We start from the raw sequence: 24300 nt of genomic DNA, 5'->3' as shown, positions 1-24300 counted from the left end.
TGAAGCTTACCCGGCAACAGGCGCAGAATGTGGGTTTATTTACCCATCTTGACTTCGCTGACCCATTTATTGATCAGCGCCTTGCGGACCTCGGTCGAGCCGTACTTGTCCATGTCGTAGTTGATCAGTTTCAGATCGTCGAGCTTCAGCGAGTTCGGCGAGGTATCGGCGGTGGTGTTGGTCAGGATCTGATAGGATTTGCCTTTCTTCCACGCCAGCTCCTGCGCCTCTTTCGACAGCACCCAGTCCACGAACAGTTTGGCGTTATCGAGGTTGCGCGCGCCTTTGAGGATGCTGACGCCGCCGATTTCGTAGCCGGTGCCTTCACACGGCGAGATCAGCTCAAGCGGCGCGCCCTGTTCTTTTTCGAGCGAGTAGTCATGCAGGAAACCGATGCCGATCGCCGTTTCGCCGCGGGCGGCGTTGCGCGCCGGGGCAATGCCGGACTTGGTGTACTGCGAAACGTTGGCGTTCAGCTGCTTGAGGTAATCGAACGCCTGATCGTCTCCCCACAGTTGGGCAAAGGTCGCCAGCGCGGTGTAGGCGGTGCCGGAACTTTGCGGATCGGCGATTTGAATCTCGCCTTTGTATTCCGGTTTGGTCAGGTCTTTCCAGCACTTGGGCACCGGCAGGTTTTTCTCTTTCAGGCGCTGGGTATTGACGCCAAAGCCGAGAATGCCGACGTAGACCGCCGAGGAGTAGTTGCCTTTCAGCTTGGCTGGATCGCGGAATTGCGTCATGACTTGTTCGAGGTTGGGCGATTTGTACGGTTGCAGCAGCCCCATTTCACCGGCCTGGGATTGCGGATCGAGCGTGCCGCCGTACCAGACGTCCGCCTGCGGGTTCTTCTTCTCGGCGTCCACTTTTGCCAGCGTGCTGCCGGAACCGTTGCGGATAAACGCGGTTTTCACGTCATATTTCTCGCCGAAGGCTTTGGTTTCCGCTTCGCACATTTCATTGGTGGCGCTGCAGTAAACCACCAGGCGGCCCTTGGCGTGCGCGGCGCCGCTCAGCGTGGCCAGTGCGATGCCGGATGCTATCAGGGTAGTGACCCACGTTTTTTTCATTGTTTTATCCTTCTCTCGGTAGAGGTGGTAACGCTCGCCATCAGCAGCGGCATCAGCAATAAACCCATAAGAACGGCGGCGATCGACAGCAAACTGAACATGCCTGACCAGCCATAGCCTTCGATAACCCGCGACAGCGGCCAGCCCGCCAGCGCCGCCCCCAGATAGGCGAACAGGCCGAGAAAGCCGGTGATGGAGCCCGCGGCGCCTTTGTGCCCGCATTCCACGGCGGCGAGGCCAATCAGCATCTGTGGGCCGAAGACAAAGAAGCCCACCGCGAAAAAACAGCCCGCCAGCAGCGCGTAGTGATGCACCGGCGCCAGCCACAGCGCGGCGACGGAAACCATCAGCCCGAGCGTGAACAGCAAAATCATCGGCGCGCGCTGCCCGCCGAACAGCACATCCGAACCCCAGCCGGCGAACAGCGCACCGAGCAGGCCGCCTATCTCGAACAGCATCACCGTCGCATTGGCGCTGAGCAGGTTGACGCCGTGGCTTTCCGTCAGCCACAGGTTGCCCCAGTCGTTCAACGCGATGCGGATCAGGTAGACCAGCACGTAAGAGACGCCGAGCAGCCAGATCATCGGGTTCTTCAGCATCGTGGTGCGCAACATCTGCCACAGCCCCATCGGCGGGCTTTGCTGTTCCTGGCGCAGCTCCAGCGGATCGTGGCGCCACTGGCCGACCGACGGCAGGCCTTCTTCCTGCGGCGTGCCTGTCAGCTGCCGCGTGAGCCAGATGCCCAGCACCATGCTGACGGCCCCCGGGATCAACATCGCCGCCTGCCAGCCCCAGCGCTGGGCGGCGAAGGCGCTGATCAACGGCACGATCGCGCCGCCGAGGTTGATCGACATATTCCAGCAGCCCCACCAGAAGCCACGCTCATTGCGCGAATACCAGTGGGTCAGCAGCCGCGCGCAGGGCGGCCAGCCCCAGCCCTGAAAGAAGCCGTTCAGCGCCCAGACCGCCAGCAGCAGCGTCAGCGATTCGCCGAAGGCGAACGCCACATTCAGCAAACCGGTGGCGAACAGGCCGATCCCCATAAACCCGCGCTGCCCATGGCCGTCGTGCCACAACCCGGCGGCGAATTTCGACAGGCCGTAGCTCAGATAAAACAGCGAGCCGAGCAGGCCGATGTCCCCTTTATCCAGCCCCAAATCCGTTTGCAGCGCCGGCAGCACGTAATTCACGCTTTTGCGCGTCAGGTAAAAGGCGGCGTACCCGATGACCATATACAGCAGCAGTCGCGGACGCAGCGCGCGGTAACGATGATCGATTTCAGATGCCGAGCGTGCTTGCATAGCCGCCTCCCTGGTGCTGACTATAAGAAGGTGAAAGGGAAAGGGGATGAGAGAAAGTCCGGAGTGGCTAAGACTTTTTCCTAGTTAGTCGGCGGTTTGTTGCAAATTTGTGGGCAGGTTAACAATTACCCGGGTGCCGCGCTGCGTTTCCAGCGTCAGTTCGCCGCCGAGTGCGCTGACCCGTTCGCGCATCCCCTGAATGCCGAAGCCAGGCACCTTGTCCGCACGGATGCCGATGCCGTTGTCCCGCACCTCGAGGTGCAAAAGCTCACCCTGTTGATACAAGACGATGGCGACTTCGCTGGCTTCGGCGTGTTTGCACACGTTGTTGAGCAGCTCTTGCAGCAGCCGGTAGAGGGTGAAGCGCACCGTCTCGCCGGCGGGCGTGTCGATGAGTCGGTAGTCGAAATGGCAACGGATGCCCCGTTCGCTAAAGGCGAATTCATTCAGCAGGTGGTGAAGCGCGTCTTTGAACGCCAGCTCGTCCAGCGCGGGCGGGCGAAGCTGGCGCAGCAGCTGGCGCGTGGAGTGATGAATGCGCCGGGCGAGATCGGCTATCTGGTTCGCGGCGGCCTGGGTTTGCGCCGGATCGCGCGCCCGCTTGACTAGCTGCGACTGGATTTGAATCGCGGTGATGTTCTGGCCGATTTCATCGTGCAGCTCGCGCGCCAGGTTTTTTCGCGTGTCTTCTTCGGTGTGGATCAGTTTTTCGGTCAGCGCCCGCCGCGCCGCCAGCTCTTCTTCCAGGCGTCGGCGATAATGGTGCAGGTTTTGCGCCAGGTGTTGCTGGCGGCTGATGGCGATGCCCAGGCCGATGCCGAGCAGCGCCTGCGTCGCCAGAAAGATTTCCAGCTCGACCAGATTGCCGAACCCCACGCCGACCTGCCGGGCGAGGGTGATCATCATGCTGCCGAGCAGGCCGGACAACACGCCGCCCTGCCAACCGAACTTCCACGCCATCACCACGTTCGGCAAAAACACCACGATCAGCAGCAGGCGCTCGATTTCCGGCGATAGCACCATCTGCGTACCGATGCCGATAACGAAAAACAGGCTGCACCAGATGATTAAGGAGGCGCGCAGCGGCGGATTGGTGGTGTCCAGCCCCAGCAGGTGGTAACGGTGCTGTTGGCGCAGAAATTCAAAGATCAGGTAGACGAACGGGGTCAGCAAAACGCCGCCGGTAAACGACGCCAGGCCGAGCAACATCGCCGGGCTGTGCGCGAAAGGCGACAGCAGGGCGGTATTGAGCAGCGAGGCGGCGGTCACGGTAGCCAGCAGCAGCGTCAGCCGCTGCCAGTAGAGCGGAAAACGGCGCCAGAATCGCTGCGCGAGCGCGGCCGGGAGCAGGGTGATGAACGGCGCGGCCAGCAGGCCGTAGCCGCTCAGCAGGCGTTCGCCGTGCAGCCAGAACAGCAGCAGCACCGGCGGTATTATCAGAGCGGGCCAATAGCGGCGCGCCAGCAAGATCAGCAGCGCGAGATAGGCGCCGTGAGACAGAAACAGCGCTGCCTGATTGCCGTTGTGGGTCAGATAGAAGCCGAGCGTCCACAGCATCAGCCAGCCACTGCCCCAGGCCAACAGGATAAACAGCGAGATAACCCAGCGCCGTGAGCGGAGTGACATCAATGCCCCGCCAGCAGCTGATGTTCGAGGGCGAAATGCACCAGCTCAATGGTGCTGTTGCACTGCAGCTTGCCCAGGACGTTGGCGCGATGTACGTGTACCGTTTTATGGCTGAGATCGAGCTTGAAAGCGATCTCCTTTACGCTATCACCTCTGACCAGCAGATCGAATATTTCACGCTCGCGCGGGGTCAGCACTTCCAGCGCCGTGGCCGGCTGCTCGCCGCCGCGCAGCGCCCGCAGCGCGTCGGCGCACAGGTAATGGCCGCCCATCTCGACGGAGCGCACCGCCTGCACCAGTTCTTCCGGCCCGCAGCGTTTGGTCAGATAGCCGCTGGCGCCGGCGTCCAGCGCACTCTGCACGAAGGTGGGTGAGTCATAGATGCTGAGGATGATTGCGCGGAACTGCGGCTTCTGCGCCCGCAGGCGTTTCAACAGGCTCAGGCCGTTTTCATCCGGCATGGCGATGTCCATCACCGCGACGCTGACGTCGTCGCGCAGCAATGCCGGCCAGGCCGCCGCCGCGCTGCTGTATTGCCCCACCACGTCGATATCGTCCTCGAGGCTGAGCAATTGCGCAAAGCCGGAGCGCACCACCACATGGTCATCCACCAGTATCACACGGATCATTTTTCGCACTCTGTTGCCGAATCATGACCCTATGATGCCTGCCGCCGCGGTGCTGGCAATCAGCCAAGCGCGGTTATGCAATCGATGTAACATAATCGTAATAAAAGGGCGCCGCCCGCGTCGTCAACGATCCAAATCGATGGCGAAATGCTGCCACAGCGCGGCGCGGCGTTCCTCTTCCGAATGCAGCGTCGTTTCGTGGCGCTGGTGATCTTCGGTCACGATCAGCTTCATGTCGCTGAGGGTCACCCGGCCGTGCTCCGTCGGCCGTGAGCACACCAGGCGTTGGGTGAAATGCGACTGCGGCGAAGTGCTGTGGAAGTGGCACATCTCGTCGAACTCAGGCAATTCACGCGGCTGAACGGTAAAGCGATACAGGGTTTTGGCATGCGAGCGTTGGTCGCCGTTGCGGCGCTCCAGCAGGTAATACTCGCCTTCCTGCTCCAGGTGGAAGGTGCCGCTGGCCTGCGGTTGCGGCTCGGCGGCGACGATTTTGAGCGGCGTCAGGAAGGAATCGCCGAAACCGACATCCACCAGCCAGGCCTGGCCCGCCAGATCCACCCGCAGCGCCAGATGGTCGTAGGGCGGGCCGAAATGGCCGTCGCGCGCGCGGATCTCGCCGGAGATGAAGCTCACCTTGAAACCGATCTCCCGCAGCAGCAGGGCAAACAGCGTGTTCAGTTCATAACAGAAACCGCCGCGGTTACGCTCGACCACCTTGCTGAACAGCGCCTCCGGCGACAGCTGAATACCCTGATGATAAATAATGCTCAGGTTCTCGAACGGGACGCTCAGCATGTGGCGATGGTGCAGCTGTTGCAACGTGGGGAGGTCAGGGCGGGCGCCGCCGGTAAAGCCGATATGCTGCAGGTAGCGTTGGGTATCCACAGGGTGTCTCGCATGAGAAAAAGTAGGCATAAAATAGCGGGCTTTGCGGCGTTTGTGAGCGCATTACGTGCTGCGTTGTCGGCATAACTCATAACCAAATCGACTCAGATGTGCAGCATTGCTGCCGTACACTGAATCGAAATGGATAAGGAGTAAGTATGGATTTAACCTTGAAAGCGCAGCGATTTGCCAATGAAGCTCACCATGCCTGCAATCAGCGGCGCAAGTTCACCGGGGAGCCGTATATCGTGCATCCTGCAGCGGTGGTGGTTCTGCTGCAGCGAGCCAAGCCGACGCCAGAAATGGTCGCCGCTGCCTGGCTGCATGATACGGTAGAAGATACGGCGGTGACCCTGGCGGATATCCGGCGAGAATTCGGCCCGACGGTCGAGCGTTATGTGGAAATGTTGACCGACGTGCAGCCTCGCAGCTATGGCGGTGAGCGTCTGCACCGTAAAAATGCCAATCTGCAGCACAGCGCGCAGGCCTGCGCGGAAGCGCAGACCATCAAACTGTGCGACTTGATTGACAACAGCAGGAGCATTACCGATTACGATGTCTCCTTTGCCCGTCACTATCTGGTGGAAATGGCGCGTTTATTGGCCGTTTTATCGGCGGGCGAGGCCGGCCTGTTGGCCCTGGCCCGCCGACAGTGCGCAGAAGCTGTCGAACGCCTCAACCGTCGTTATGGAAACGACGGCTGGTTCGACACGTTGTGGCAGAGGTATGAGGCCCATCTTAAGCTGGATGAGCTGAAAACTGGGTCAGCAGCAAAATAACAGGAATGGTGACCGCCGCCAGTAGCGTTTGAATCGTGATGATGCCGGCCGACAAGCGATAATCGCCGCCCAGCAGTTTCGCCATGATGTAGGCGGAAGGTGTACAGGGTAAGGCGTTAAACAGGACGATAGTCGCCAACACCGGGCCGGAGATGCCCAGGGCGATGCCGATTCCCAGCGTCAATAGCGGTACCAGCAACAACTTGACGAAGGTCGATTGTAGGACGGGGCCCTGCGCCGTACGCGCCGCCTGTATATCCAGCCCTGCGCCGACCGCCAGCAACCCCAATGGCAGAGAGGCGCCGCCGAGAATAGTGAGAATGTTCTCCAGCGCCGCGCCAAGCGACAAGTCACTGGCGTTGAAGGCCAGACCGGCCAAGACCGAAAGGATCACCGGGTTTTTCCCCAGCGCTTTGGCGATCTGTTTGCCGCCGGGGCGGGTACCCTGGCCGTAATGCATCAGTACGACAATCGAGGCCACGTTCAACAGCGGGATGGCGACGGCGATGCTGATGGAGGTCACCGTCAGGCCGGTGTGGCCGAAAGTCGCCGCCGCTGCGGCAACCCCGATGTAGGTATTGGGGCGCAGAGCGCCCTGTATGACCGAAGAGAAAACCGGCCCGGGCTGTTTTAGCCAGATTCGCCAGAGGTACAATGACAAGGCGCCAATCAAGACGGCGCCCAGCACAGACAGGGCAATCGGCCGCACTGGAAACTGGCTGAGGTCGGCTTTGCCGACCTGGATAAACATCAGCGCCGGGAAGAGATAAAAGTAATTCAGCTTTTCGCAGGGCAGCCAGAAAGCCAGATCGATCAGGTTCTTGTGCCGTAGTGTGAATCCCATTGCGATTAAAAATATCACCGGAATCAGAGAAAAGAGAGTCGTCGCCATGGTGATCCTATAAATAGCCTTTAGTGAGGACGACCACGCCATAGAAGGCAATAAAGCCGGTCACCATTTTTTCATAAACGGGAGCGCTGGCTCTCTTGAACAGCAGATTGCCGACGACCAGATACACAAGCAGAGCCAGCGGTGCCGCGGTGAAACCGTCGAGGCTCAGAGCTTGCCATTTAATGCTGGCCAGCGTGGCCAATTGAATTAAACCGAACATCAGGTAGTAACGGGAGACGGTGGTTCTTATCTCCAGTTTCTCTCGATGGCTGGCGGCAGCGTAGAGTGCCAGCAAGGCGCCACCCATGTTGGTGACGCCATGTATCAGGCCCATGATCGCGATATAAGCGCGCTGATGTTTGCCGAGGTAACGTTTCAATGTTTCTTGCAGTGACAGGCGAAAGCGCATCAAGGCGGAAAACAGCAGGATAGCCCCCACCAGCAGATCGACATTCACTTTCACCGTCGAATGCAAAACCAGGCTCAGCGCCAGAATGACGAAAATGGCGCAAATCAGCATATTGATCTTTTCACGAGCGGGAAAAGCAATGCGGCGGGCACCAAGCGTCTGCGTCAGAGAGATCAGCACCGACGACGGCAGCAGCAGCCCAAGTACAGAGGAGAAATCAACGCCCAGCATCAAGAGCGTCGGCGTACCGAACACCAATATGCCCATGCCGAAAACCGATTGGATTACGGCAAATAGCGCAATCACCAGATAGAACAACGCATGATTATCCATCATGCCACCTCTTCGTTCCGGTGAAGCTCCTGCGCCGCGTCAGAGTGCAGGTAGGCCTCGGCGCTGAGCGTGCGCAAGATATTACCGCTGATATGCTGATTGTCTTGCTGGGCGCTGACCAGCAGCAAAACATCATGCCGATTTATCAATCCATTGTCTGACAGGACGTTCAGTGCCAAACGTTCGGTTGCCGGTTGTGTCAGATCGATCCGAGGCAATGTCAGGCCGGTGATACCCGGCAGCATATTCCAACTGCGCACCGTCGCCGCATCGTTGCCGAATGCGACGATTGGGATGCCGATGTTGGCCATGGCGGCGATGCGCACGCTGTAACCCGTGCGAGAAAAAACCACCACCCGGGAGATCGGCAAGGCGCGGGTAAGGGCGCCGATAGCCTGTCGAATATCGTCGGCCTGTGCAGGGGGAGATGAGTGGGGGGCATGCGCCAAATGCTGTTCCGCCAACTGGGCTACGCTGGCGATGCGGGCAACGGCCTCCAGCGGATAACGTCCTACGGCGGTCTCACCGGAAAGCATCACCGCCGCGGCGCCGTCCAGCACCGCGTTGGTGATGTCGCTGACCTCCGCTTTGGTTGGCAGCGGGTTCTCTATCATGCTGTGCAGCAATTCCGTCGCCACGATGGTGGGTTTGCCCGCGTGGGAGGCGGCACGGAGGATCTGTTTTTGGTAGAGGGAAACGTGGTCGATCGAGGTTTCCACCGCCAGATCGCCGCGATCGATCATGATAACGTCGGCGGCGGCGATGACTTCCTCCAGATGTTCTATGCCGCCGCTGTTTTCCACTTTCGCCACGATGCGGGGCGTATCGCTTCCGATCAGCGCTCTGATTGCGTTGATATGTGCGGCGCTTTCGACGAAGCTGATGCCGATGTAGTCCACTTGATGCGCTTTGGCGAAGGCGATCATGTCGCGGTCTTTCTCCGTTATCAGCGCCTGCCCGAGATCGATGCCAGGCACATTGATACCTTTGCGGCTTTTTAGTTGGCCGTCCATGTCGGCCTGCAGATGGATGTCCCGATCGATGATGTTGACGACCTGGAACGAGAGGGTGCCATCATCGGCGAAAACCTTATCTCCCACCGTCAGCCGTTCATGCAACCGGCCATACCCCACCGGGACTTTTTCCTCCCCGTTATGCGAAGTATCGGTCGTGAGGATCAACGTTTGCCCTTTAGTGAACGAGGGTTCGTGTTTCAATTGCAATGTGCGGATTTTTCTACCGGGAATGTCCAGCAGCACCGGCGTATCCGGCAACGTTTTACGCAGCAGCGCGATGGTTTCCGCATGCCAGTCGAGCGTGTTGTGCGAACCGTTCAATCGGGCGACGGACATGCCAGCTTTTTCCAGCGCTGCCAAGGTGTTTATGTGGCGAGAAGCGGGGCCGATGGTAGCGATAATGCGAGTCTTTGCCATGATAAATGCTCCGATAAGTTAAGATGCATTTATCTATGACAGTTTTATGACAGCGAGGAAAATAGGGGTTTAATCTAACTAATATATAAAAAGTTATAATGGGTTTCGTCGTCATGGCTGGCGCGCTTTCCACATTTAATGATGAAAATAAAATGGTTATGCAATTTATTTCCATCGTATATCTAAAATATTGATAATGGTTATACCTTTACTTCTCGTCGTGTTGGACATCGCTGCTGCCGCAAACTGTCACTTGCCGGCGCTAGCCTGTTCCCCTGAGTTCAACGTTACAGGAGAACGGCTATGCAAGATTTCAAACATCGGGTGGCGCTGGTGACCGGCGCGTCCACCGGCATTGGCGAAGCGATCGCCGGCGAGCTGTTTCGGCGCGGCGCCACGGTGGTGATGACCGGCCGCCACGCAGTGCCTCTCGCCGCCGCCGCCGCGCGGCTCGATCCCGACGGCCGACGGGTGATGACGTTGCGGATGGACGTGCGCGATGCGCCGTCGGTGCGGCAGGGTATTGAAGAGATCGTGCGGCGCTGCGGCGCGCTGCATCTGCTGGTCAACAACGCCGGGATCACCGGCCCGCACGAGGTGGATATCGATCGGTACGCGGTCGACGATTGGCATGAGGTGATCGCCACCTGCCTGAGCGGCACGTTTTTCGGCATGAAGTACGGCCTGCCGGCGAGCGTCGCCGGCGGCGGCGGGGCGGTGGTGAACCTCTCTTCCGCCAACGGCGTGGTGGGCATTGCCGGGATCGCACCTTATACCGCCGCCAAGCATGGCGTGCTGGGCCTGACGCGCTCGGCGGCGCTGGAATTCGCCACGCGCGGCGTGCGCGTTAATGCCGTCGGGCCGGGCTATGTGGATACGCCAGCGATGGGGAAACTGCCAGCGTCGGCGCGGGCGCAGATGGCCGCTTCGCACCCGATGGGGAGGATGGCGACGCGGGAAGAGGTGGCGAAAACGGTGGCTTTCCTGCTTTCGGACGACAGCAGTTTCACCACCGGCGCGTTTTACAGCATCGACGGCGGTTATACCGCGCGTTAATGGCAAACAGGCCCCTGACGGGGCCCGTTCGGTTACCAGGATTTACGCGGGTTGCGGGAGACGATGTCGATCTTTTGACACAACAGTTGGGTGATGTCCACCGAGGTGGGCTGAGCGGCGCTGCCGACAAAGTTTTTCAGCACGATGGCGATGCGGGCATAATTGACATAGCCCTCAGGCAACGGCAAATATTCCGACGAGTTAAGCGCAGTGATGCGATCCGAGGTCATCGTTGCCGAAGCGGCCGGCGTTACCGTGCCGGTGCGCCCCCACTGGCAAGCTTTTTCAAGTAGGGTAGTGACGCCGGCATCGCCATTCAGGACATACTTGCCTTGGTAAGTGCCGATGGTGACATCAAGGCTGCTCTGGCCTTTCAGGTTTGCCAGCGTGGCGCGCCACAGTACCAGATCGTTTTTCGCGATTGGGAAGTAGATCTCGACGCGTTTGTCCGTTGTCGTCGCCGTTTTGGTGGTGGCGGTCAGCACGCCGTTTTGCAGCGTCACCGCCAGATCGGCGGTCTCCGTTTGCGAGAGGCGTGTGCCGCCGAAGGCATAGACGTTATTCAATGCCAGCGCGCCGCTCTCTTTCCAGCTCGGCTCCGGCAGATGGTTGACGCCATCGCCCAGATAGAGCAGGCGCCACATGTTGATGTAGCCGGGCGCGACGATCTTTTTCATCTCAATATGGTTGTTGGACCAGCCTTTTTTAATGTCGGCGTTCACCAGATCGAAACCGTCGATATAACATTTTCCGCTCAGATCGCTGGACTTATCGAAGAAGAAATACTCGACGTATTGGTAGGGCACGTTGCTGCCGGCATCGGTGTTGTTGGTCATCACGCTGTGCCATTGGCTGTCTTTGATTTTTACCGTACCGCCGTTGTTGCTGGTAAAGACCGGCCGGTAGTTGCGGCAATTGGCGTTGCCCCATTCGAAGTGGCAATTTTTGAAGTCCAGCGTGCCGCCCTTAAGGTCGAACAAACCATAGTCGGTATTGGCCAACTGTTCGGTTTCATTGCTAAAGCCGCTGTAGTCGAATGAACAATCGCGGAAGGCCAAGGCATGCACCCCCTGATAATAGTTTCTGCTGTCGCCGAACAGGCATTTGTAGAAGACGATTTTTTCGCCGGCGTTAGCGGTGGTTTCAGACCAGATCGGCCAGAAGCAGCCGCGCACCATGATGCTATGCCAGCTCTGAATATAGGCGTTATTGCCAAAGACGATGCCTTTATACAGGTTGGTCAGCCAGACGTTTTGCACCAGCAGTTGGCAGGCCGGCAGGCCGTGCATGTTTGAGGCATCGCTGTAGACGCACAGGCCGCGCAGGTTGGCCGCCGCGCCAGGGGCACCCACGATGCGCAGGTTATAAATCGCCGGCGCTCCCAGCGAATATTGCACGCGTACGCACTCGATGTTGGTGGCGCCGCTGAAGTCCAGAATGGTGCCCTTAAAATCGACGGCGTTTTTCCACAGCTTCAGGTTCGCGGTGGTTTTACAAGAGCGAACGCCGCCGGGGCCAACCAGAGTAATCCCCGCCGGGGTCGTTGGGATAGGCAACTGCCACCACTCTTCGCCTTTGACCTGCAAGAAGTTGCACGCGCGGGTAATGGTCAGCGAGTAATCCAGTTCATCGCCCGGCAGGTGCCACCAATCGATGCTGTAATCGCCGTCATTGATGATGCGCTTCCAGCGGCGGTTTTGCGCGTCGACGAGCAGGGTGACGCCGTTGTCCTGGCTGGTGGTATCCGCATCGTCTCGGGTAAATACGCCGTGATGGTAGCGGTTTTCGAGCATCACCGCGGTTTCGCTACCGGCATAGCTGCGCAGGTTGGCGTAATCATTTAATGAAATCATGGAATAGCCCTCGTTTTGGACAATAAGAGGCCGATGCAATATGGCGATTGCAGGGGCGGCGGCATAGGGAAATGACATTGTGGCCGAAGGGCGAATCGGTTCGCGATCCCGGTCGGCAGAGATAAATTAACAGGCTGAGGTGAGAGGCTTAAGCGTTCAGGGTTGTGCCTGACGCCAGCAAACATCGCCGCCGGGGTTCAGGTTTGGTCTGTAGATACGAGGGTTTGCAACCAGGCCAGAAACGCCGCTGCGCCGGGTTTTTCCAGCGTGCGCGGCGGGTAAACTACGTAGTAGGGTTTGCTGAGCCGCAGCGCCGGTTCGGCCAGGGTGACCAGCTGGCCTTCCGCCAGTTCACGGGCGATCAGCCGCCGCTGGCCGAGCAGCACCCCGCGCCCTTGCACGGCGGCGTCGATGGCCAGCGAGGTCAGGTTATAGGTTAGCCCGCGCCGCGGCGGCGGCGGCCGATCGGCGCCGGTGAACCACTCGTGCCAGCCCGGCAAAAACTGGCTCTCCTTGCCCCAGTCGACGTGGATCAGCGGCAGCTGCGTCCAGTCGCCGCACTCGCGCAGCGCCGGGCTGCACACCGGCTGCACCCAATCCTGAAACAGCTGCACCTTTTCCAGCAGCGGGTAATCCTGATCGCCGAAGCACAGGGCGAAATCCGCCGCCGAATGGGCGAAATCGACCGCCGCATGGGTGGCGTGCAGCCGCAAATCGCCGTCGGGGCACTGCGCCAGCCAGTCGCCCAGCGCCGGATTCAGCCATTTAGACGCCAGCGCCGGCAGGGCGAACACCGTCAGCGCCTGTTTGCCGCGCTGGCGTTCGACGTGCTGCTGCGCCACGCGCAGCGTTTCGAACGCCTCCTGCACGTAGGCCAGGTAGTCCGCGCCCTGTTCGGTCAGCGTGACGCCGCTTTTGGCGCGAATGAACAGCGTGATGCCCAGATGCTGTTCGAGCTGGCGGATTTGCTGGCTGACGGCGGCGGCGGTCAGCGCCAGCACATCCGCCGCACGGGCCAGGCTGCCGGTGCGAGCGGCGGTTTCGAACGCCAGAATGGCGCTCAGCTTGGGCAGGCGAGCACGGGACGGTGGCGGCATGGGCAGGACTATCGCTAAGAATTCGTTAGCTTATCCATAACGTATTTTTGTTATGGCGGCAATGCGCCATTCGCTACAGTGAGAAGCATCCGGCTATCGCACACGAGGGGAACGTCATGCCGCAACTTGCCGATATTATCGATCTGTCCGCCCATCCCATCGACGACGCCGCATTCCGCGACCGTTGCAGGCAAACGCTGGCGCGCGCCGGCGCGCTGGTGCTGCCGGGATTTCTGCGCCCCGCCGCGCTGGCGACGGTAAGGCTGGAAGGTGCCGAACAGCACCACGCGGCGTTTTACACCAGCAGCAAACACAACGTGTATCTACGGCCGCAGGACGACGCGCTGCCGGCCGACCATGCGCGCAACCGGCTGGTGGTGTCATCCAAGGGCTGCATTACCGACGAGGATATCCCATCGCAGTCGCCGCTGCGTGCGCTGTACGATGCTCCGGCGTTTCGCGAGTTTCTCTGCGCGGTGTTGGATGAGGCGCAGCTGTATCCCTACGCCGATCGGCTGTCGTCGATCAACCTGCATTACGCCCACACCGGTCAGGAACTGGGCTGGCATTTTGACAACTCCTCATTCGCCATCACGCTGCTGATCCAGAAACCGCAGGGGGGCGGCCGTTTCGAATACGTGGAGAACCTGCGCGACGCCGACCGCGGCGAGATGAACTATGCCGGGGTCACGCAGGTGCTGGACGGTGAGCGGGCGGTCAAACAGCTGGCGATGGAGGAGGGGGATTTAGTGCTGTTTCGCGGGCGCAACGCCATGCACCGGGTGACGCCGACCGAAGGCGACACCACGCGCATGCTGGTGGTGCTGGCCTACAATGCGCAGCCGGATGTCATGCTGTCGGAAAGCGCCAGAATGACGTTTTACGGCCGGTTATAGCGGATAAAAAAACCGCCCCGGAGGGCGGTTTGTCGATTCAGTGCGGGTTCTGCTCTTCGTGAGCCTGCTGCTCCCGCTTCACTTCCTGCGCGCGCTTGCGCAGGCCGAACCAGCCCAGCGTCAGCAGCACCGCCAGCACCGGAATGGTGGCGATGGTCCAGGTGCCGTTCGGATAATCGAACGCCATCATCACCACGACGACCAGCAGGAACGCCAGCGTCAGCCAGGAGGTGAACGGCGCGCCCGGCATTCTGAACGATACCGGCTGCGCACGGCCTTCGCGCACGGCTTTGCGCAGGCGCATCTGGCAAACGATGATAAACGCCCAGGAGGCGATGATGCCCAGCGAAGCGATGTTTAGCACGATCTCGAAAACCCGCGACGGCACCAGGTAGTTGAGCACCACGCCGATCACGTAGATGCCGCAGGTAACCAGGATGCCGGCGTAAGGCACCTGCTGGCTGCTCATTTTAGCCATCAGCTTCGGCGCGGAGCCGCCCATCGCCAGTGAACGTAGGATGCGGCCGGTGGAATAGAGGCCGGAGTTGAGGCTGGACAGCGCGGCGGTCAACACCACGATGTTCATGATGGTGCCGATGTAAGGCACGCCCAGCTTGCTGAAGAAGGTCACGAACGGGCTTTGGCCGGCCTGATAGGCGTTCCACGGCAGCAGCAGCACCAGCAGCACCACGGAGCCGACGTAGAACAGACCGATACGCCAGATCACGCTGTTGATCGCTTTGGGCATCATTTTAGCCGGATCTTTACACTCGCCGGCGGCGGTGCCGATAAGCTCGATGCCGGCGAAGGCGAAGATCACCCCTTGCACCAGCACCAGCGCCGGCAGCAGGCCGTGCGGGAACATGCCGCCGTTTTCGGTGATCAGGTGCATGCCGGTGGTGTGGCCGGCGACCGGGGTGCCGGTGCCGAGGAAGACGACGCCGACAATCAGGAACAGCGCGATAGCGACGACCTTGATCAGCGCGAACCAGAACTCCATCTCGGCGAACCACTTCACGCCGATCATGTTCATGGTGGCGACGATGCCGAGCGCGCCGAGGGCAAACAGCCACTGCGGCACGTCGGCAAAGGTGCCCCAGTAGTGCATATATAGCGCCACCGCGGTGATGTCGACGATGCCGGTCATCGCCCAGTTGAGGAAATACATCCAGCCGGCGACGTAAGAGGCTTTCTCACCGAGAAACTCGCGGGCGTAAGAAACGAAGCTGCCGCTGGAAGGGCGATGCAGCACCAGTTCGCCCAGCGCGCGCAGGATGAAGAAAGAGAAAATCCCGCACACCAGGTAGACCAGCGCCAGCGCCGGCCCGGCCAACTCGAGACGGCCGCCGGTACCGAGGAACAAGCCGGTACCGATGGAGCCACCGATGGCGATCATTTGGATTTGCCGGTTGCCCATGCTTTTGTGATAACCGGATTCATGAGAGTCTAGCCAGCGTCTTCTGGCGGCGTGTTTGTCATCCGCCGACTTTTTTTGTGAGTGCATTATCCGTCCTGTTTACCTGTCTATGATGAACTCCGCTCTGAGCTGCAGAGCAAACGATTGCCATTAACAATCGTAATGAGAATGAGGTCGTGGCATCATTCCGCTGTTTATTGTGTATACAGCCGCCATTAAATAACGGCGTGGCATGCTACCGTTTCCCGATAAATGTGGCAAAAAAACCTGCGTACAAAGTGTGAACAATGGTGTGTATTTTTTAAACTGAAAACAAAAGCGCATATTATTCAGTAAGATGAGTCTCATTATCAACACGGAAATATCGAACGATAAAAGTGATTGAAATCACAGAATAATAATTACCGTGCAAATTAAAGGGATTTGGAGGTTATTTCGCGTGAGGGGGGAAGGCGGGCGGAAAATAAAGCGATGGCGCCTGCGCGGCAATGAGCGTGCGCAGGCGAATCGGACGAGGAGCAGGCTTAGGCGGATTCACCGGCCGGCAGAGCCGAAGCCGGCAGGCCGAACAGCTTGTCGAACGCCCAGTTAAACAGGAAGGTGTAGCAAGGAATGATGACGATCAGCGCCATATCCAGCAGCAGCGCCTGCCACAGCGTGATGCCCATCCACCAGGCGATCAGCGGGATCAGATACACCACCAGCGTCAGCTGAAAGCCGACGGCGTGCAAAATGCGGCGTTTGAGCGTGCGGGTGCGCGACACCTGGCGGCTTTCCCACCACTCGAATAAATAGTTGTAAATAAAGTTCCAGCTTACCGCGATGGTGGTGATCACCACCGCCAGCGGCCCGGTGCTGCTTGGCGCATGGCCCGACAGCAGCGCCAGCCCCAGCGCCGAGATCGCCATGCCGATGATTTCATAAGCGGTGACATACACCAGTTTGCGTTTGACGCCTTGCATCGTTTTCTCCCGATCTGTTTTTAGTTGCCTCTGTGGCGACGGCGGCTAAGATAACGTCAATCACATTGATAGAAAAAGTCAGGAGCTGTCAGTTTTTCTGACAGGTTGAGCGATGAATTTTTCCAGCGACAACATCGAACTGTTTTTGGCGGTGCTCGACCGCGGCTCATTTTCCGCCGCCGCCCGCGCGTTGCGGCGCGTACCGTCTGCGGTCAGCATGGGCATCGCCAACATGGAGGCGGAGCTCGGTTTCGCCTTGTTCGACCGTTCTCACCGCGAACCGACGCCGACCGCGCTGGCGCTGGCCCTGGCGCCGCACGCCCGCCTGATCGCCGGGCAGCTCAAGCAGCTGCAGGTGCACGCCATCGAGCTATCCCAGGGGCTGGAGAGCCGGCTTTCGATCGGCGTGGCGTCGGATATTAACGGCGCCGGCCTGCTGGCGGCGGTGAAAACGCTGTCGCAGCGTTATCCGCTGCTGAACATTGAAGTGCTCAGCGCGCCGCAGGACGACGTGCTGCACATGCTGCATCAGGAGCGCATCGGCGTTTGTCTGGCGTTCGGCGGGCTGAACGTCAACAGCGCGGAACAGTTTCACTTCGTCGGCGCGGAATCGCTGGTGGCGATGCTGTCGCCGCAGCATCCGGCGCTGGACGGCGCGGCGGGTGAGCTGTTTCTCGAAGATCTGGTCAACGTGCGGCAGATCATGGTGGCCAGCCGCGATCTGCCGATCGGCGATCTGCGTCCGCAGGTGGCGGAGGCGTATTGGCGCACCGACAGCCTACCGATGGCGCTGAACATGGTGGAGGCGGGGCTGGGGTGGGGAAATTTCCCGCTGTCGCTGGCCGAGCCGCTGCTGGCGCAGGGGCGGCTGGTGCGGCTGAAATTCAAAAATACCAAGAACGAACTGCGCTTGCCGATGCATTTGATCTGGCTGAAGAACCGCCCGTTGGACAAGGCGGCGCGCGAGCTGGTCGAGCTGATGCGCACGGCGCCGCAGGAAAGCTGACGCCCGCTGCGTTTGCTTACTCCGGGTGGCGTTTACGCCACCAGAAACGCACCAGCAGGATGGCGGCGATCGCCAGCGCGACAAACAGCAGGCCGGAGAGTTTTTTGTCGAAGCCGGTAACGAAGCGTTCGATCGCCTGGCCACCAAAATAACCGAGCATGACGAAGATCGTCGCCCATAAAATAGCGCCGAGGATATTGAGCGGTACGAAGCGCGACGGCGGCAGGCGGCTGGCGCCGATCAGCACCGGGCCGATGATGCGGAAACCGTACATAAAGCGCACCCCGATAACGAACAGCATCGGGTGGCGAGCGATCAGCCTTCTGGCGCGCGCGATGCGCTTTTCCTGTCCCTTGAGCCGCGAGATGACGCGGCCTTCAAACCGGCGGCCGGCGAAGTACAGCAACTGGTCTCCCATCATGCCGCCCAGCGCCACCACCGCGATCACCCACGGCCAGTGCAGCAGCCCTTCGTGGGCGGCGATGCCGCCCAGCAGCGTGATGGTCTCCCCTTCCGCCAGGCAGCCGATAAACAACGCCCAGTAACCGTAGTCCGTAATGTAGTGGGCCAAATCGGTCATTCCTTACTCCTTATGTGGCTGACGCATAAGGGCAAGTATACGCCCGATCGCTAGCCTTGGGCGATTTGGGCCACCAACGCTCTGCGCCGCGCCAGGCTTTCCGCCATTTGTGCCTGTACCTTGGCGTAAATGTGCGGCGGGGCCAGTTCCGGCGTGCCGCCCTCGAACGGCGGGGCCGGGGCGTATTCCAGATAAAGTTGGATCGTCTGTGCGGTGTCTTCGCCGTGCAGTTCGGCGATCAGCGCCAGCGCGAAATCGATGCCGGCGGTGACGCCGCCGCCGCTGATTACGTTGCCGTCGCGTTCTACGCGAGCAGCGCTGGGTATGGCGCCGAACAGCTTCAGGCTATCGCGCATAGACCAGTGGCAGGCGGCGCGTTTACCCAGCAATAGCCCGGCGGCGGCTAGGATCAGCGAACCGGTACACACCGAGGTCAGGTAGCGAGCATCGGTGCCCAACCGACGGATTTGCCGCATGAATGCTTCATCCTGTAATGCCTGGGTGCAGCCGCTGCCGCCCGGCACGCACAGCACGTCGCAGCGCGCGATCTCCGGCAGCGGGCGCAGCTGAGTGAAGTGCAAGCCTTCCGATTCGACATCCGCGCCGTCTACCGAAGCGACGATGATTTCCGCGCCCGGCATGCGGCGCAGAAACTGCAGCGGGCCGGTGAAGTCGAGTTGGGTGACGCCTTGATAGATGGGAAATACAATCACGAGTGGTTCAGACATGACATTCGCCTCATTTTTATCGTTGGACCTGGGCCATAATAGCCGCCCTGTTTTTGGCTGATATGACAGATAACCCTCAAAAAGCGCCATCATGAAAACGATCGGTTTTGTGGTCTTTCCCGGTTTCAACCTGCTGGACTTTGCCGGCCCGCTGGCGGCGTTCGATAACGTCAACCAGTTTACCGATCCGCCGGCCTACCGCTGCGTGGCGATTTCGCCGCAGGGTGGCATGGTCGCCAGCTCGGCCGGGGTGGAGATCGCCACGCAGCCATGCGGCGACGAGCGTTTCGATACGCTGGTGGTGGCTGGCGGCAGCGGCAACGTGATGGCGGCGCAGTCACCGGCGCTGACGGGGTTCCTGACAACCCACAGCCGGCGTGCGCGCCGCATCGCCAGCGTGTGCACCGGCGCGTTTATTCTGGCGGCCTGCGGCTTGCTGGACGGCAAGCGCGCCACCACCCACTGGTATCACGCGGCGCGATTGCAGCAGAGTTATCCGCGTATCCGTGTCGACAGCAACCGCATTTTCATTCGCGATGGCGATATCTGGACCTCGGCCGGCATCAGTGCCGGCATCGATCTGGCGTTGGCGCTGATCGAAGACGATCTGGGCGCCACCCTGGCGGCGGCCGTGGCGCGGCAACTGGTGGTCTACCACCGGCGCCCCGGCGGGCAGTCGCAGTACTCGCTGCTGCTGGCGCTGAATCCGTCGTCGGATCGCATGCGTGCAGCGCTGTCGTTCGCGCGCGAACATTTGCACTTGCCGCTGTCGGTAGCGGATCTGGCTGACGCCGCCTGCCTGAGCGAGCGTCAGTTCGGCCGGCTGTTCCGCGCCGAAACCGGGCAGACGCCGGCCAAGGTGATCGAGCAGCTGCGGGTAGAGGCGGCCAGGGTACGCGTCGAAGAGAGCGCCGAGTCGCTGGAGGCGATCGCCCGTTCGGTGGGGTTCAGCGATCCAGAACGCATGAGACGGGCGTTTATCCGCGTCTTTGGCCTGTCGCCGCAGGCGATCCGCCGGCTCGGCCGCGCGGGATAATTTTTTGCCACGCCTGGCGGCGGGGCACATCAGAGGAGCAACGGATGTATCAGGACTTTGAGAGCGAATTGAGCTGGGCGACGCGTCATATGCCGCGCACCCGGGCGGCGATGGCGGCGTTGCCGGACCTGCACGGGGTGCGGCTGGCGTGCAACATGCACCTGGATTTGAAAATGGCGCCGCTGGTGGCCGGCCTGCTGGACAAGGGCGCGGCGATCTTCCTGACCACCTGCAATCCCACCACGGTGCAGGACGATGTGGTGGCCTGGCTGGAACGGCGGGGCGCGCAGGCCTATGCCTGGCGTGACATGAGCGCCGGCGAATGGTCGGAATCTTTCGACCGCGCGCTGGCCTGGCGGCCGACCCACCTGTGCGAAATGGGGGCGGATCTGACCACCCGTCTGCACCAGTCGCCGGGTGGCCCGCAGATCGTCGCCGGGCTGGAGGCCACCGGCTCGGGCATCAGCCGGTTGAACGGCGTGGCGCCGCGCTATCCGATCTTCAACTGGGACGATCTGCCGGTGAAAGAAGGGCTGCACAATCGGCATATGGTTGGGCTGACCGCCTGGCATACCTTCTTCCAGACCACCCATTTGACGCTGCACGAGAAGCGCGTGCTGGTGATCGGTTACGGCCTGGTCGGGCAGGGGACGGCAGCGGCGGCCAGGGCCTACGGCGGCCAGGTGATGGTGGCGGAAATCGATCCGGCGCGCGCGCTGCAGGCGCGTTATGACGGCTGGCAGGTGGTGGATCTGGCGAGCGCGATCGCGCAGGCGGACGTGATCGCCACCGCGACCGGCGCGAAAAACGTGCTCTCGGCGCAGCATCTGCAACAGGCGCAGGACGGCGTGTTTATCCTCAACGTCGGCCACGTGGCGGAAGAGATCGACGTCGGCTTCCTCAAGGGCTTGCCGCACCACGAGCCGATGCCTTATGTGAACGCTTACCAACTGAATGAAAAGACGGTCTATTTGCTGGCCAATGGCTCGATGTTCAACCTGACCGCCGGCTATGGCGACAGCCTCAACGCCTTCGACGTGACGCTGGCGGTGATGGCGGCCGGCATCGGCCATATCGTCGGCGCCGGGGCGCGGCAAACGCCGGGGCTGTACCTGCTGCCTCAGTCGGCCTGGCAGCCGGCGCTGTAACTTTTTCTACGCGGGCGTTCATCCCAGAGCGCCCGCGGGCTGCGTCGTTTTTCGGCCGACAGAATTTGTCACAAATCCGCCATACAATCCCAGTGCCAAGCGCTGAACCCTCACATATAATTCGCTGAGTTCAAGCCCCCATTTCAGAGTAATGCCTGTGAAAATACGTGTTTTGGTTCTGACCCTGCTCGCTTTGCAGGCGGGCGCAGGCTTTGCGCCGCGCGCGCTGGCCAGCGACAACGCCGCCGCCGTACACGCCACCCAGCCGGAGCTGGCCTCCGGCAGCGCGATGGTTGTCGATATGCAAACCCATAAGGTGATGTACGCGCGCAACCCGGATGAAGTGGTGCCGATCGCCTCGATCACCAAGCTGATGACCGCCATGGTCACGCTGGACGCGCACCTGCCGCTCGACGAGATGCTGTCAGTGGACATCCACCAGACGCCGGAGATGAAAGGGGTGTATTCGCGGGTACGGCTGAACAGCGAAATCAGCCGCAAGGACATGCTGCTGCTCGCGCTGATGTCGTCGGAAAACCGCGCGGCCGCCAGCCTGGCGCACCACTATCCGGGGGGCTACAACGCCTTCATCAAAGCGATGAACGCCAAGGCCAGGGCGCTCGGCATGACCAATACCCATTATGTGGAACCGACCGGGCTCTCTATTCATAACGTGTCGACGGCGCGCGATCTGACCAAGCTGCTGATCGCCACCAAACAATACCCGTTGATCGGCCAGCTCAGTACCACCACCGAACGCATGGCCAGCTTCAAGGATCCCAACTACACGCTGCCGTTCCGCAACACCAACCACCTGGTGTACAACCCGAAATGGAACATTCAGCTGACCAAGACCGGCTTCACCAACCAGGCGGGGCACTGCCTGGCGATGCGCACCATGATCGGTAACCGCTCGGTGTCGCTGGTGGTGCTGGACGCCTTCGGCAAATATACCCACTTCGCCGACGCCAACCGTCTGCGCAGCTGGATCGAAACCGGCAAGGTGACGCCGATCCCGGCCGCCGCCCGCGACTATCGTCGCCAAAAAGACGCCAGCCTGGCGAAAAACGCCACCGAATGACCCGCCTGGCGGCCTGCTCATTTGCAGCAGGCCGCTATCGGCCCTCGGGCCGCCTGATGACAAATCCCCGCTCGCGATCGCCGTCGAAACCTGCTTTGAGATAAAGCTGGTGCGCGCCGGTGCGTTGCTGCCCCGACAGCAGCATCACCTTGTAACAGCCCTTGCGCCAGGCCAGCTGCAGCGCGTATTCGATCATCGCGAGCGCCACGCCGTGGCCGCGATAGGGCTCCGCCGTCACCACATGCTCAATAACACCGAACGGCTGCGCCTGGTGTGCCAGCCCCGGGATCAGCGCCAGCATGCAGGTGGCGATCGGTTGTTCCTCGTCCGCTGCCACCACCAGACGGATCGCCGGATCGTCCAGCAGACGTTGCAGGGTGCGGCGCGCATCGTCGGCGCGCAGCGGCGCGTCCTGCGGGCGCAGCTCGCGATACAAGGCTAACAGGCCGTTGAGATCGTCCGGCTGCGCCAGGCGATGAATGATGCTCATGGTTGCTCCTTTCCGCCGCTTCAACGGTAATCCGCTATCCTCCATTAATACCACAACGTTTGCCGGAGGGGATGTTATGAGTCAGGTTTCGACCTTTGTCATGTTCCAGGGAGAGGCGCAGCGGGCGATCGATCTCTTCAGCCAGGTGTTCGAGCGTTTTCGGCTCATGCAGGTACAGCATTACGACCCGACGCCGGACGGCCGGCGATTGATCAAGCATGCTGCCATCGATTTCGATCGGCAGAACCTGGTGTTTATCGACAGCCCGATCAGCCATGACTTTAGCTTCACCCCGGCGGTGTCGCTGTTCATCAACCTGCCTAACGAAGAAGCGTTGGAGCGGGCGTTCCACCGGCTGGCGGAGGGCGGCAAGGTGCTGATGCCGCTCGATGACTACGGCTTCAGCGCCCGTTTCGGCTGGCTCAACGATCGTTTCGGCCTTTCCTGGCAGCTCAATGTGCCGGCGGGCGATCTGCCCTGACGCTAAGGGAGAATGTGCAAAAGAATGGTAATTACTGCTGTTATTTCATATTGTTATAACCATTTTGGCGAGGAGCTTTGCCGTAGGAAATACCGACAATATTCATGGAAAGGTGCGCTTTGATTGATTTTGACCGCTATGTTGAGCAAGCGAAGTCTTACGGTGAGTGGCCGGGCGGGCATGTGGACATGTCGTCTGGTCGTATAGATGGGTTGAGCTATCGTCTGTATCGGCACACTGCCGAGAGTGAAGACGTGATCCTGGTCTATCACGGCGGCGGGGTTAACAGCGCCGCCGGGTATGACGTCCTTGCGCGCCAGCTGGCCGCCGAGCCGACGCTCGCGGTGTGTCTGGTCGATATTCGCGGACATGGCGATTCCACGGGAGAGCGGGGGACGGTTGAGCGGCCTGAGCGTATTTGGCGCGATGTCGATATCATCCTGGCAGAAATGCGCCGCCGGTTTCCGCTGGCGCGCAGACACCTGCTTGGCCATTCGAGCGGCGCCGGCATGTTGCTCAACTACTTGACCCGTTACCCTGGCGAACAGCAGGCGGACAGCCTGATCATGCTGGCGCCCGAGCTGGGTCCATTTTCCGGGATGGCCCGCGATCTGGCGGCGGCGGCCCGTTTTGCTAAGGTGCGACAATGGCCGTTTGTCGCCAATGCGCTCAGCGGCGGGCGCTGGTTTGGGCAATCCCGGGCGGTCAGCCTGAATTTTCCCCCGGCTGTGCTGGCCGCCGCCCCCGATTTTGTCTGCCAATACAGCGTCAATATGGCTAACGCGTTGACGCCACGCACCCCGGCAAAGCAACTGGCGGCGCTGCGATTGCCGACCTTGCTGCTGGCGGCAGCGCAGGATGAGCTGTTCAATGCGCAAGCGATGCAGCGCTTCGTCGAACAGCATGGCAGTGCGCATGTTGCCTTTGGCTTGCTTGAGGGCAGTACGCATTTATCGTGCGTTTTTGAGGCCCACGGTCATGTCCTGCGCTATCTCGTGGGCGTATTCGCTATCGCATCCGATTGAGACGTATGCGCGTAGCTGTTTGTTTATTAATCACTTCTTCTCCACTGCTAACTGGACGGAGGAGTGGTGATTAAGATCACGAAATTA

General features: G+C 60.6%; 24 protein-coding genes. 9 read left to right on the top strand and 15 right to left on the bottom strand.

Annotated features, from left to right (window positions below; all coding sequences use genetic code 11):
- Positions 1 to 35: 35 nt before the first annotated feature.
- The 5 genes from BVU99_RS21710 to BVU99_RS21690 all read right to left on the bottom strand — a co-directional run bounded on the left by BVU99_RS21710 (position 36) and on the right by BVU99_RS21690 (position 5511).
- Entirely contained in the window at positions 36 to 1067 is a 1032-nt protein-coding gene (locus BVU99_RS21710; RefSeq protein ID WP_043136733.1) for an ABC transporter substrate-binding protein, read from the bottom strand.
- Complete coding sequence (gene uhpC / locus BVU99_RS21705) at positions 1064 to 2392, bottom strand: MFS transporter family glucose-6-phosphate receptor UhpC (RefSeq protein ID WP_227257841.1); 1329 nt, start codon at positions 2390 to 2392, stop codon at positions 1064 to 1066. The genes BVU99_RS21710 and uhpC overlap by 4 nt, the downstream gene beginning before the upstream one ends.
- 60 nt (positions 2393 to 2452) lie before the next feature.
- On the bottom strand, positions 2453 to 3994 hold the full coding sequence (locus tag BVU99_RS21700) for an MASE1 domain-containing protein (RefSeq protein WP_099816714.1): 1542 nt from the start codon (positions 3992 to 3994) through the stop codon (positions 2453 to 2455).
- On the bottom strand, positions 3994 to 4623 hold the full coding sequence (locus tag BVU99_RS21695) for a response regulator transcription factor (RefSeq protein ID WP_049203928.1): 630 nt from the start codon (positions 4621 to 4623) through the stop codon (positions 3994 to 3996). Before BVU99_RS21695 ends, BVU99_RS21700 begins: the two co-directional genes overlap by 1 nt.
- Before the next feature lie 123 nt (positions 4624 to 4746).
- Positions 4747 to 5511: an arylamine N-acetyltransferase gene (locus BVU99_RS21690; protein WP_099816715.1), complete on the bottom strand. Its 765-nt coding sequence runs from the start codon at positions 5509 to 5511 to the stop codon at positions 4747 to 4749.
- A 158-nt stretch (positions 5512 to 5669) separates the two neighbouring features.
- Between BVU99_RS21690 and BVU99_RS21685 the strand changes: the two genes are divergently transcribed.
- Positions 5670 to 6290, top strand: a complete 621-nt coding sequence (locus BVU99_RS21685; RefSeq protein ID WP_043136747.1) for an HD domain-containing protein — start codon at positions 5670 to 5672, stop codon at positions 6288 to 6290.
- Here the strand turns inward: BVU99_RS21685 and BVU99_RS21680 are convergent.
- Genes BVU99_RS21680 through pyk form a run of 3 tightly spaced genes read right to left on the bottom strand, consistent with a single transcriptional unit; the run spans position 6250 to position 9357 of the window.
- A complete protein-coding gene (locus tag BVU99_RS21680) occupies positions 6250 to 7134 on the bottom strand; it encodes an AEC family transporter (protein ID WP_244590513.1) in 885 nt (294 codons plus the stop codon). The genes BVU99_RS21685 and BVU99_RS21680 overlap by 41 nt on opposite strands.
- A 55-nt stretch (positions 7135 to 7189) precedes the next feature.
- The gene (locus tag BVU99_RS21675) at positions 7190 to 7927 is read right to left on the bottom strand and encodes a TSUP family transporter (RefSeq protein ID WP_230203376.1); all 738 of its coding nucleotides are present in this window, start codon (positions 7925 to 7927) and stop codon (positions 7190 to 7192) included.
- Positions 7924 to 9357, bottom strand: a complete 1434-nt coding sequence (pyk, locus tag BVU99_RS21670; RefSeq protein ID WP_043136757.1) for a pyruvate kinase — start codon at positions 9355 to 9357, stop codon at positions 7924 to 7926. Before pyk ends, BVU99_RS21675 begins: the two co-directional genes overlap by 4 nt.
- A 303-nt stretch (positions 9358 to 9660) precedes the next feature.
- Between pyk and BVU99_RS21665 the strand changes: the two genes are divergently transcribed.
- Positions 9661 to 10413, top strand: coding sequence for an SDR family NAD(P)-dependent oxidoreductase (locus tag BVU99_RS21665; protein ID WP_099816717.1), 753 nt, complete (start codon positions 9661 to 9663; stop codon positions 10411 to 10413).
- 32 nt (positions 10414 to 10445) lie between these two features.
- On the opposite strand, the gene BVU99_RS21660 is transcribed toward BVU99_RS21665, so the two are convergent.
- Together BVU99_RS21660 and BVU99_RS21655 are read right to left on the bottom strand one after the other, a co-directional pair.
- Positions 10446 to 12266, bottom strand: a complete 1821-nt coding sequence (locus BVU99_RS21660; protein ID WP_060447603.1) for a hypothetical protein — start codon at positions 12264 to 12266, stop codon at positions 10446 to 10448.
- Between the two features lie 197 nt (positions 12267 to 12463).
- Positions 12464 to 13363, bottom strand: a complete 900-nt coding sequence (locus BVU99_RS21655) for a LysR substrate-binding domain-containing protein (RefSeq protein ID WP_099816718.1) — start codon at positions 13361 to 13363, stop codon at positions 12464 to 12466.
- A 116-nt stretch (positions 13364 to 13479) separates the two neighbouring features.
- On the opposite strand from BVU99_RS21655, the gene BVU99_RS21650 reads away from it, so the two are divergent.
- The gene (locus tag BVU99_RS21650; RefSeq protein WP_089195631.1) at positions 13480 to 14259 is read left to right on the top strand and encodes a 2OG-Fe(II) oxygenase; all 780 of its coding nucleotides are present in this window, start codon (positions 13480 to 13482) and stop codon (positions 14257 to 14259) included.
- A gap of 37 nt (positions 14260 to 14296) precedes the next feature.
- Here the strand turns inward: BVU99_RS21650 and ansP are convergent, their stop codons facing one another.
- Positions 14297 to 15763 (bottom strand): L-asparagine permease, encoded by a 1467-nt coding sequence (gene ansP, locus BVU99_RS21645; protein WP_025301945.1) that lies wholly within the window; start codon positions 15761 to 15763, stop codon positions 14297 to 14299.
- A gap of 437 nt (positions 15764 to 16200) precedes the next feature.
- On the bottom strand, positions 16201 to 16638 hold the full coding sequence (locus BVU99_RS21640) for a PACE efflux transporter (RefSeq protein WP_004939694.1): 438 nt from the start codon (positions 16636 to 16638) through the stop codon (positions 16201 to 16203).
- 112 nt (positions 16639 to 16750) lie between these two features.
- Here BVU99_RS21640 and BVU99_RS21635 point away from each other — a divergent pair, with 112 nt between their 5' ends.
- Positions 16751 to 17644 (top strand): LysR family transcriptional regulator, encoded by an 894-nt coding sequence (locus BVU99_RS21635; RefSeq protein ID WP_025301946.1) that lies wholly within the window; start codon positions 16751 to 16753, stop codon positions 17642 to 17644.
- Between the two features lie 16 nt (positions 17645 to 17660).
- Here BVU99_RS21635 and BVU99_RS21630 read toward each other — a convergent pair whose 3' ends face one another.
- Together BVU99_RS21630 and BVU99_RS21625 are read right to left on the bottom strand one after the other, a co-directional pair.
- Positions 17661 to 18224 (bottom strand): DedA family protein, encoded by a 564-nt coding sequence (locus BVU99_RS21630; protein ID WP_025301947.1) that lies wholly within the window; start codon positions 18222 to 18224, stop codon positions 17661 to 17663.
- A 50-nt stretch (positions 18225 to 18274) separates the two neighbouring features.
- A complete protein-coding gene (locus BVU99_RS21625; RefSeq protein ID WP_025301948.1) occupies positions 18275 to 18952 on the bottom strand; it encodes a DJ-1/PfpI family protein in 678 nt (225 codons plus the stop codon).
- Between the two features lie 91 nt (positions 18953 to 19043).
- On the opposite strand from BVU99_RS21625, the gene BVU99_RS21620 reads away from it, so the two are divergent.
- From BVU99_RS21620 to pbpG, 3 genes are all read left to right on the top strand, one after another.
- A complete protein-coding gene (locus tag BVU99_RS21620; RefSeq protein ID WP_099816719.1) occupies positions 19044 to 19988 on the top strand; it encodes a GlxA family transcriptional regulator in 945 nt (314 codons plus the stop codon).
- Between the two features lie 44 nt (positions 19989 to 20032).
- Positions 20033 to 21136 carry an adenosylhomocysteinase gene (locus tag BVU99_RS21615; protein WP_025301950.1) on the top strand — a complete coding sequence of 368 codons (1104 nt, stop codon included), beginning with the start codon at positions 20033 to 20035 and terminating at the stop codon, positions 21134 to 21136.
- Between the two features lie 151 nt (positions 21137 to 21287).
- Positions 21288 to 22217 (top strand): D-alanyl-D-alanine endopeptidase, encoded by a 930-nt coding sequence (pbpG, locus tag BVU99_RS21610; RefSeq protein ID WP_025301951.1) that lies wholly within the window; start codon positions 21288 to 21290, stop codon positions 22215 to 22217.
- A gap of 34 nt (positions 22218 to 22251) precedes the next feature.
- Here the strand turns inward: pbpG and BVU99_RS21605 are convergent, their stop codons facing one another.
- A complete protein-coding gene (locus tag BVU99_RS21605) occupies positions 22252 to 22707 on the bottom strand; it encodes a GNAT family N-acetyltransferase (RefSeq protein WP_016928647.1) in 456 nt (151 codons plus the stop codon).
- A 76-nt stretch (positions 22708 to 22783) separates the two neighbouring features.
- Between BVU99_RS21605 and BVU99_RS21600 the strand changes: the two genes are divergently transcribed.
- Both BVU99_RS21600 and BVU99_RS21595 read left to right on the top strand, forming a co-directional pair.
- A complete protein-coding gene (locus tag BVU99_RS21600; protein ID WP_099816720.1) occupies positions 22784 to 23188 on the top strand; it encodes a VOC family protein in 405 nt (134 codons plus the stop codon).
- 119 nt (positions 23189 to 23307) lie between these two features.
- On the top strand, positions 23308 to 24213 hold the full coding sequence (locus BVU99_RS21595) for an alpha/beta fold hydrolase (protein ID WP_099816721.1): 906 nt from the start codon (positions 23308 to 23310) through the stop codon (positions 24211 to 24213).
- Positions 24214 to 24300 lie beyond the last annotated feature (87 nt).

This window comes from Serratia sp. OLAL2 (assembly GCF_002752475.1).
Classification (GTDB): domain Bacteria; phylum Pseudomonadota; class Gammaproteobacteria; order Enterobacterales; family Enterobacteriaceae; genus Serratia; species Serratia bockelmannii.
The sequence above is the reverse complement of the archived record's forward strand: the minus strand, read 5'-3'. Positions and strand labels throughout refer to the sequence as shown.

Coding starts and splice junctions, on each gene's coding strand:
- BVU99_RS21710 (WP_043136733.1), bottom strand. CDS start 1,067: ATGAAAAAAACGTGGGTCACTACCCTGATAGCATCCGGCATCGCACTG.
- BVU99_RS21700 (WP_099816714.1), bottom strand. CDS start 3,994: ATGTCACTCCGCTCACGGCGCTGGGTTATCTCGCTGTTTATCCTGTTG.
- BVU99_RS21695 (WP_049203928.1), bottom strand. CDS start 4,623: ATGATCCGTGTGATACTGGTGGATGACCATGTGGTGGTGCGCTCCGGC.
- BVU99_RS21685 (WP_043136747.1), top strand. CDS start 5,670: ATGGATTTAACCTTGAAAGCGCAGCGATTTGCCAATGAAGCTCACCAT.
- BVU99_RS21680 (WP_244590513.1), bottom strand. CDS start 7,134: ATGGGATTCACACTACGGCACAAGAACCTGATCGATCTGGCTTTCTGG.
- BVU99_RS21675 (WP_230203376.1), bottom strand. CDS start 7,927: ATGATGGATAATCATGCGTTGTTCTATCTGGTGATTGCGCTATTTGCC.
- pyk (WP_043136757.1), bottom strand. CDS start 9,357: ATGGCAAAGACTCGCATTATCGCTACCATCGGCCCCGCTTCTCGCCAC.
- BVU99_RS21665 (WP_099816717.1), top strand. CDS start 9,661: ATGCAAGATTTCAAACATCGGGTGGCGCTGGTGACCGGCGCGTCCACC.
- BVU99_RS21660 (WP_060447603.1), bottom strand. CDS start 12,266: ATGATTTCATTAAATGATTACGCCAACCTGCGCAGCTATGCCGGTAGC.
- BVU99_RS21655 (WP_099816718.1), bottom strand. CDS start 13,363: ATGCCGCCACCGTCCCGTGCTCGCCTGCCCAAGCTGAGCGCCATTCTG.
- BVU99_RS21650 (WP_089195631.1), top strand. CDS start 13,480: ATGCCGCAACTTGCCGATATTATCGATCTGTCCGCCCATCCCATCGAC.
- ansP (WP_025301945.1), bottom strand. CDS start 15,763: ATGCACTCACAAAAAAAGTCGGCGGATGACAAACACGCCGCCAGAAGA.
- BVU99_RS21640 (WP_004939694.1), bottom strand. CDS start 16,638: ATGCAAGGCGTCAAACGCAAACTGGTGTATGTCACCGCTTATGAAATC.
- BVU99_RS21635 (WP_025301946.1), top strand. CDS start 16,751: ATGAATTTTTCCAGCGACAACATCGAACTGTTTTTGGCGGTGCTCGAC.
- BVU99_RS21630 (WP_025301947.1), bottom strand. CDS start 18,224: ATGACCGATTTGGCCCACTACATTACGGACTACGGTTACTGGGCGTTG.
- BVU99_RS21625 (WP_025301948.1), bottom strand. CDS start 18,952: ATGTCTGAACCACTCGTGATTGTATTTCCCATCTATCAAGGCGTCACC.
- BVU99_RS21620 (WP_099816719.1), top strand. CDS start 19,044: ATGAAAACGATCGGTTTTGTGGTCTTTCCCGGTTTCAACCTGCTGGAC.
- BVU99_RS21615 (WP_025301950.1), top strand. CDS start 20,033: ATGTATCAGGACTTTGAGAGCGAATTGAGCTGGGCGACGCGTCATATG.
- pbpG (WP_025301951.1), top strand. CDS start 21,288: ATGCCTGTGAAAATACGTGTTTTGGTTCTGACCCTGCTCGCTTTGCAG.
- BVU99_RS21605 (WP_016928647.1), bottom strand. CDS start 22,707: ATGAGCATCATTCATCGCCTGGCGCAGCCGGACGATCTCAACGGCCTG.
- BVU99_RS21600 (WP_099816720.1), top strand. CDS start 22,784: ATGAGTCAGGTTTCGACCTTTGTCATGTTCCAGGGAGAGGCGCAGCGG.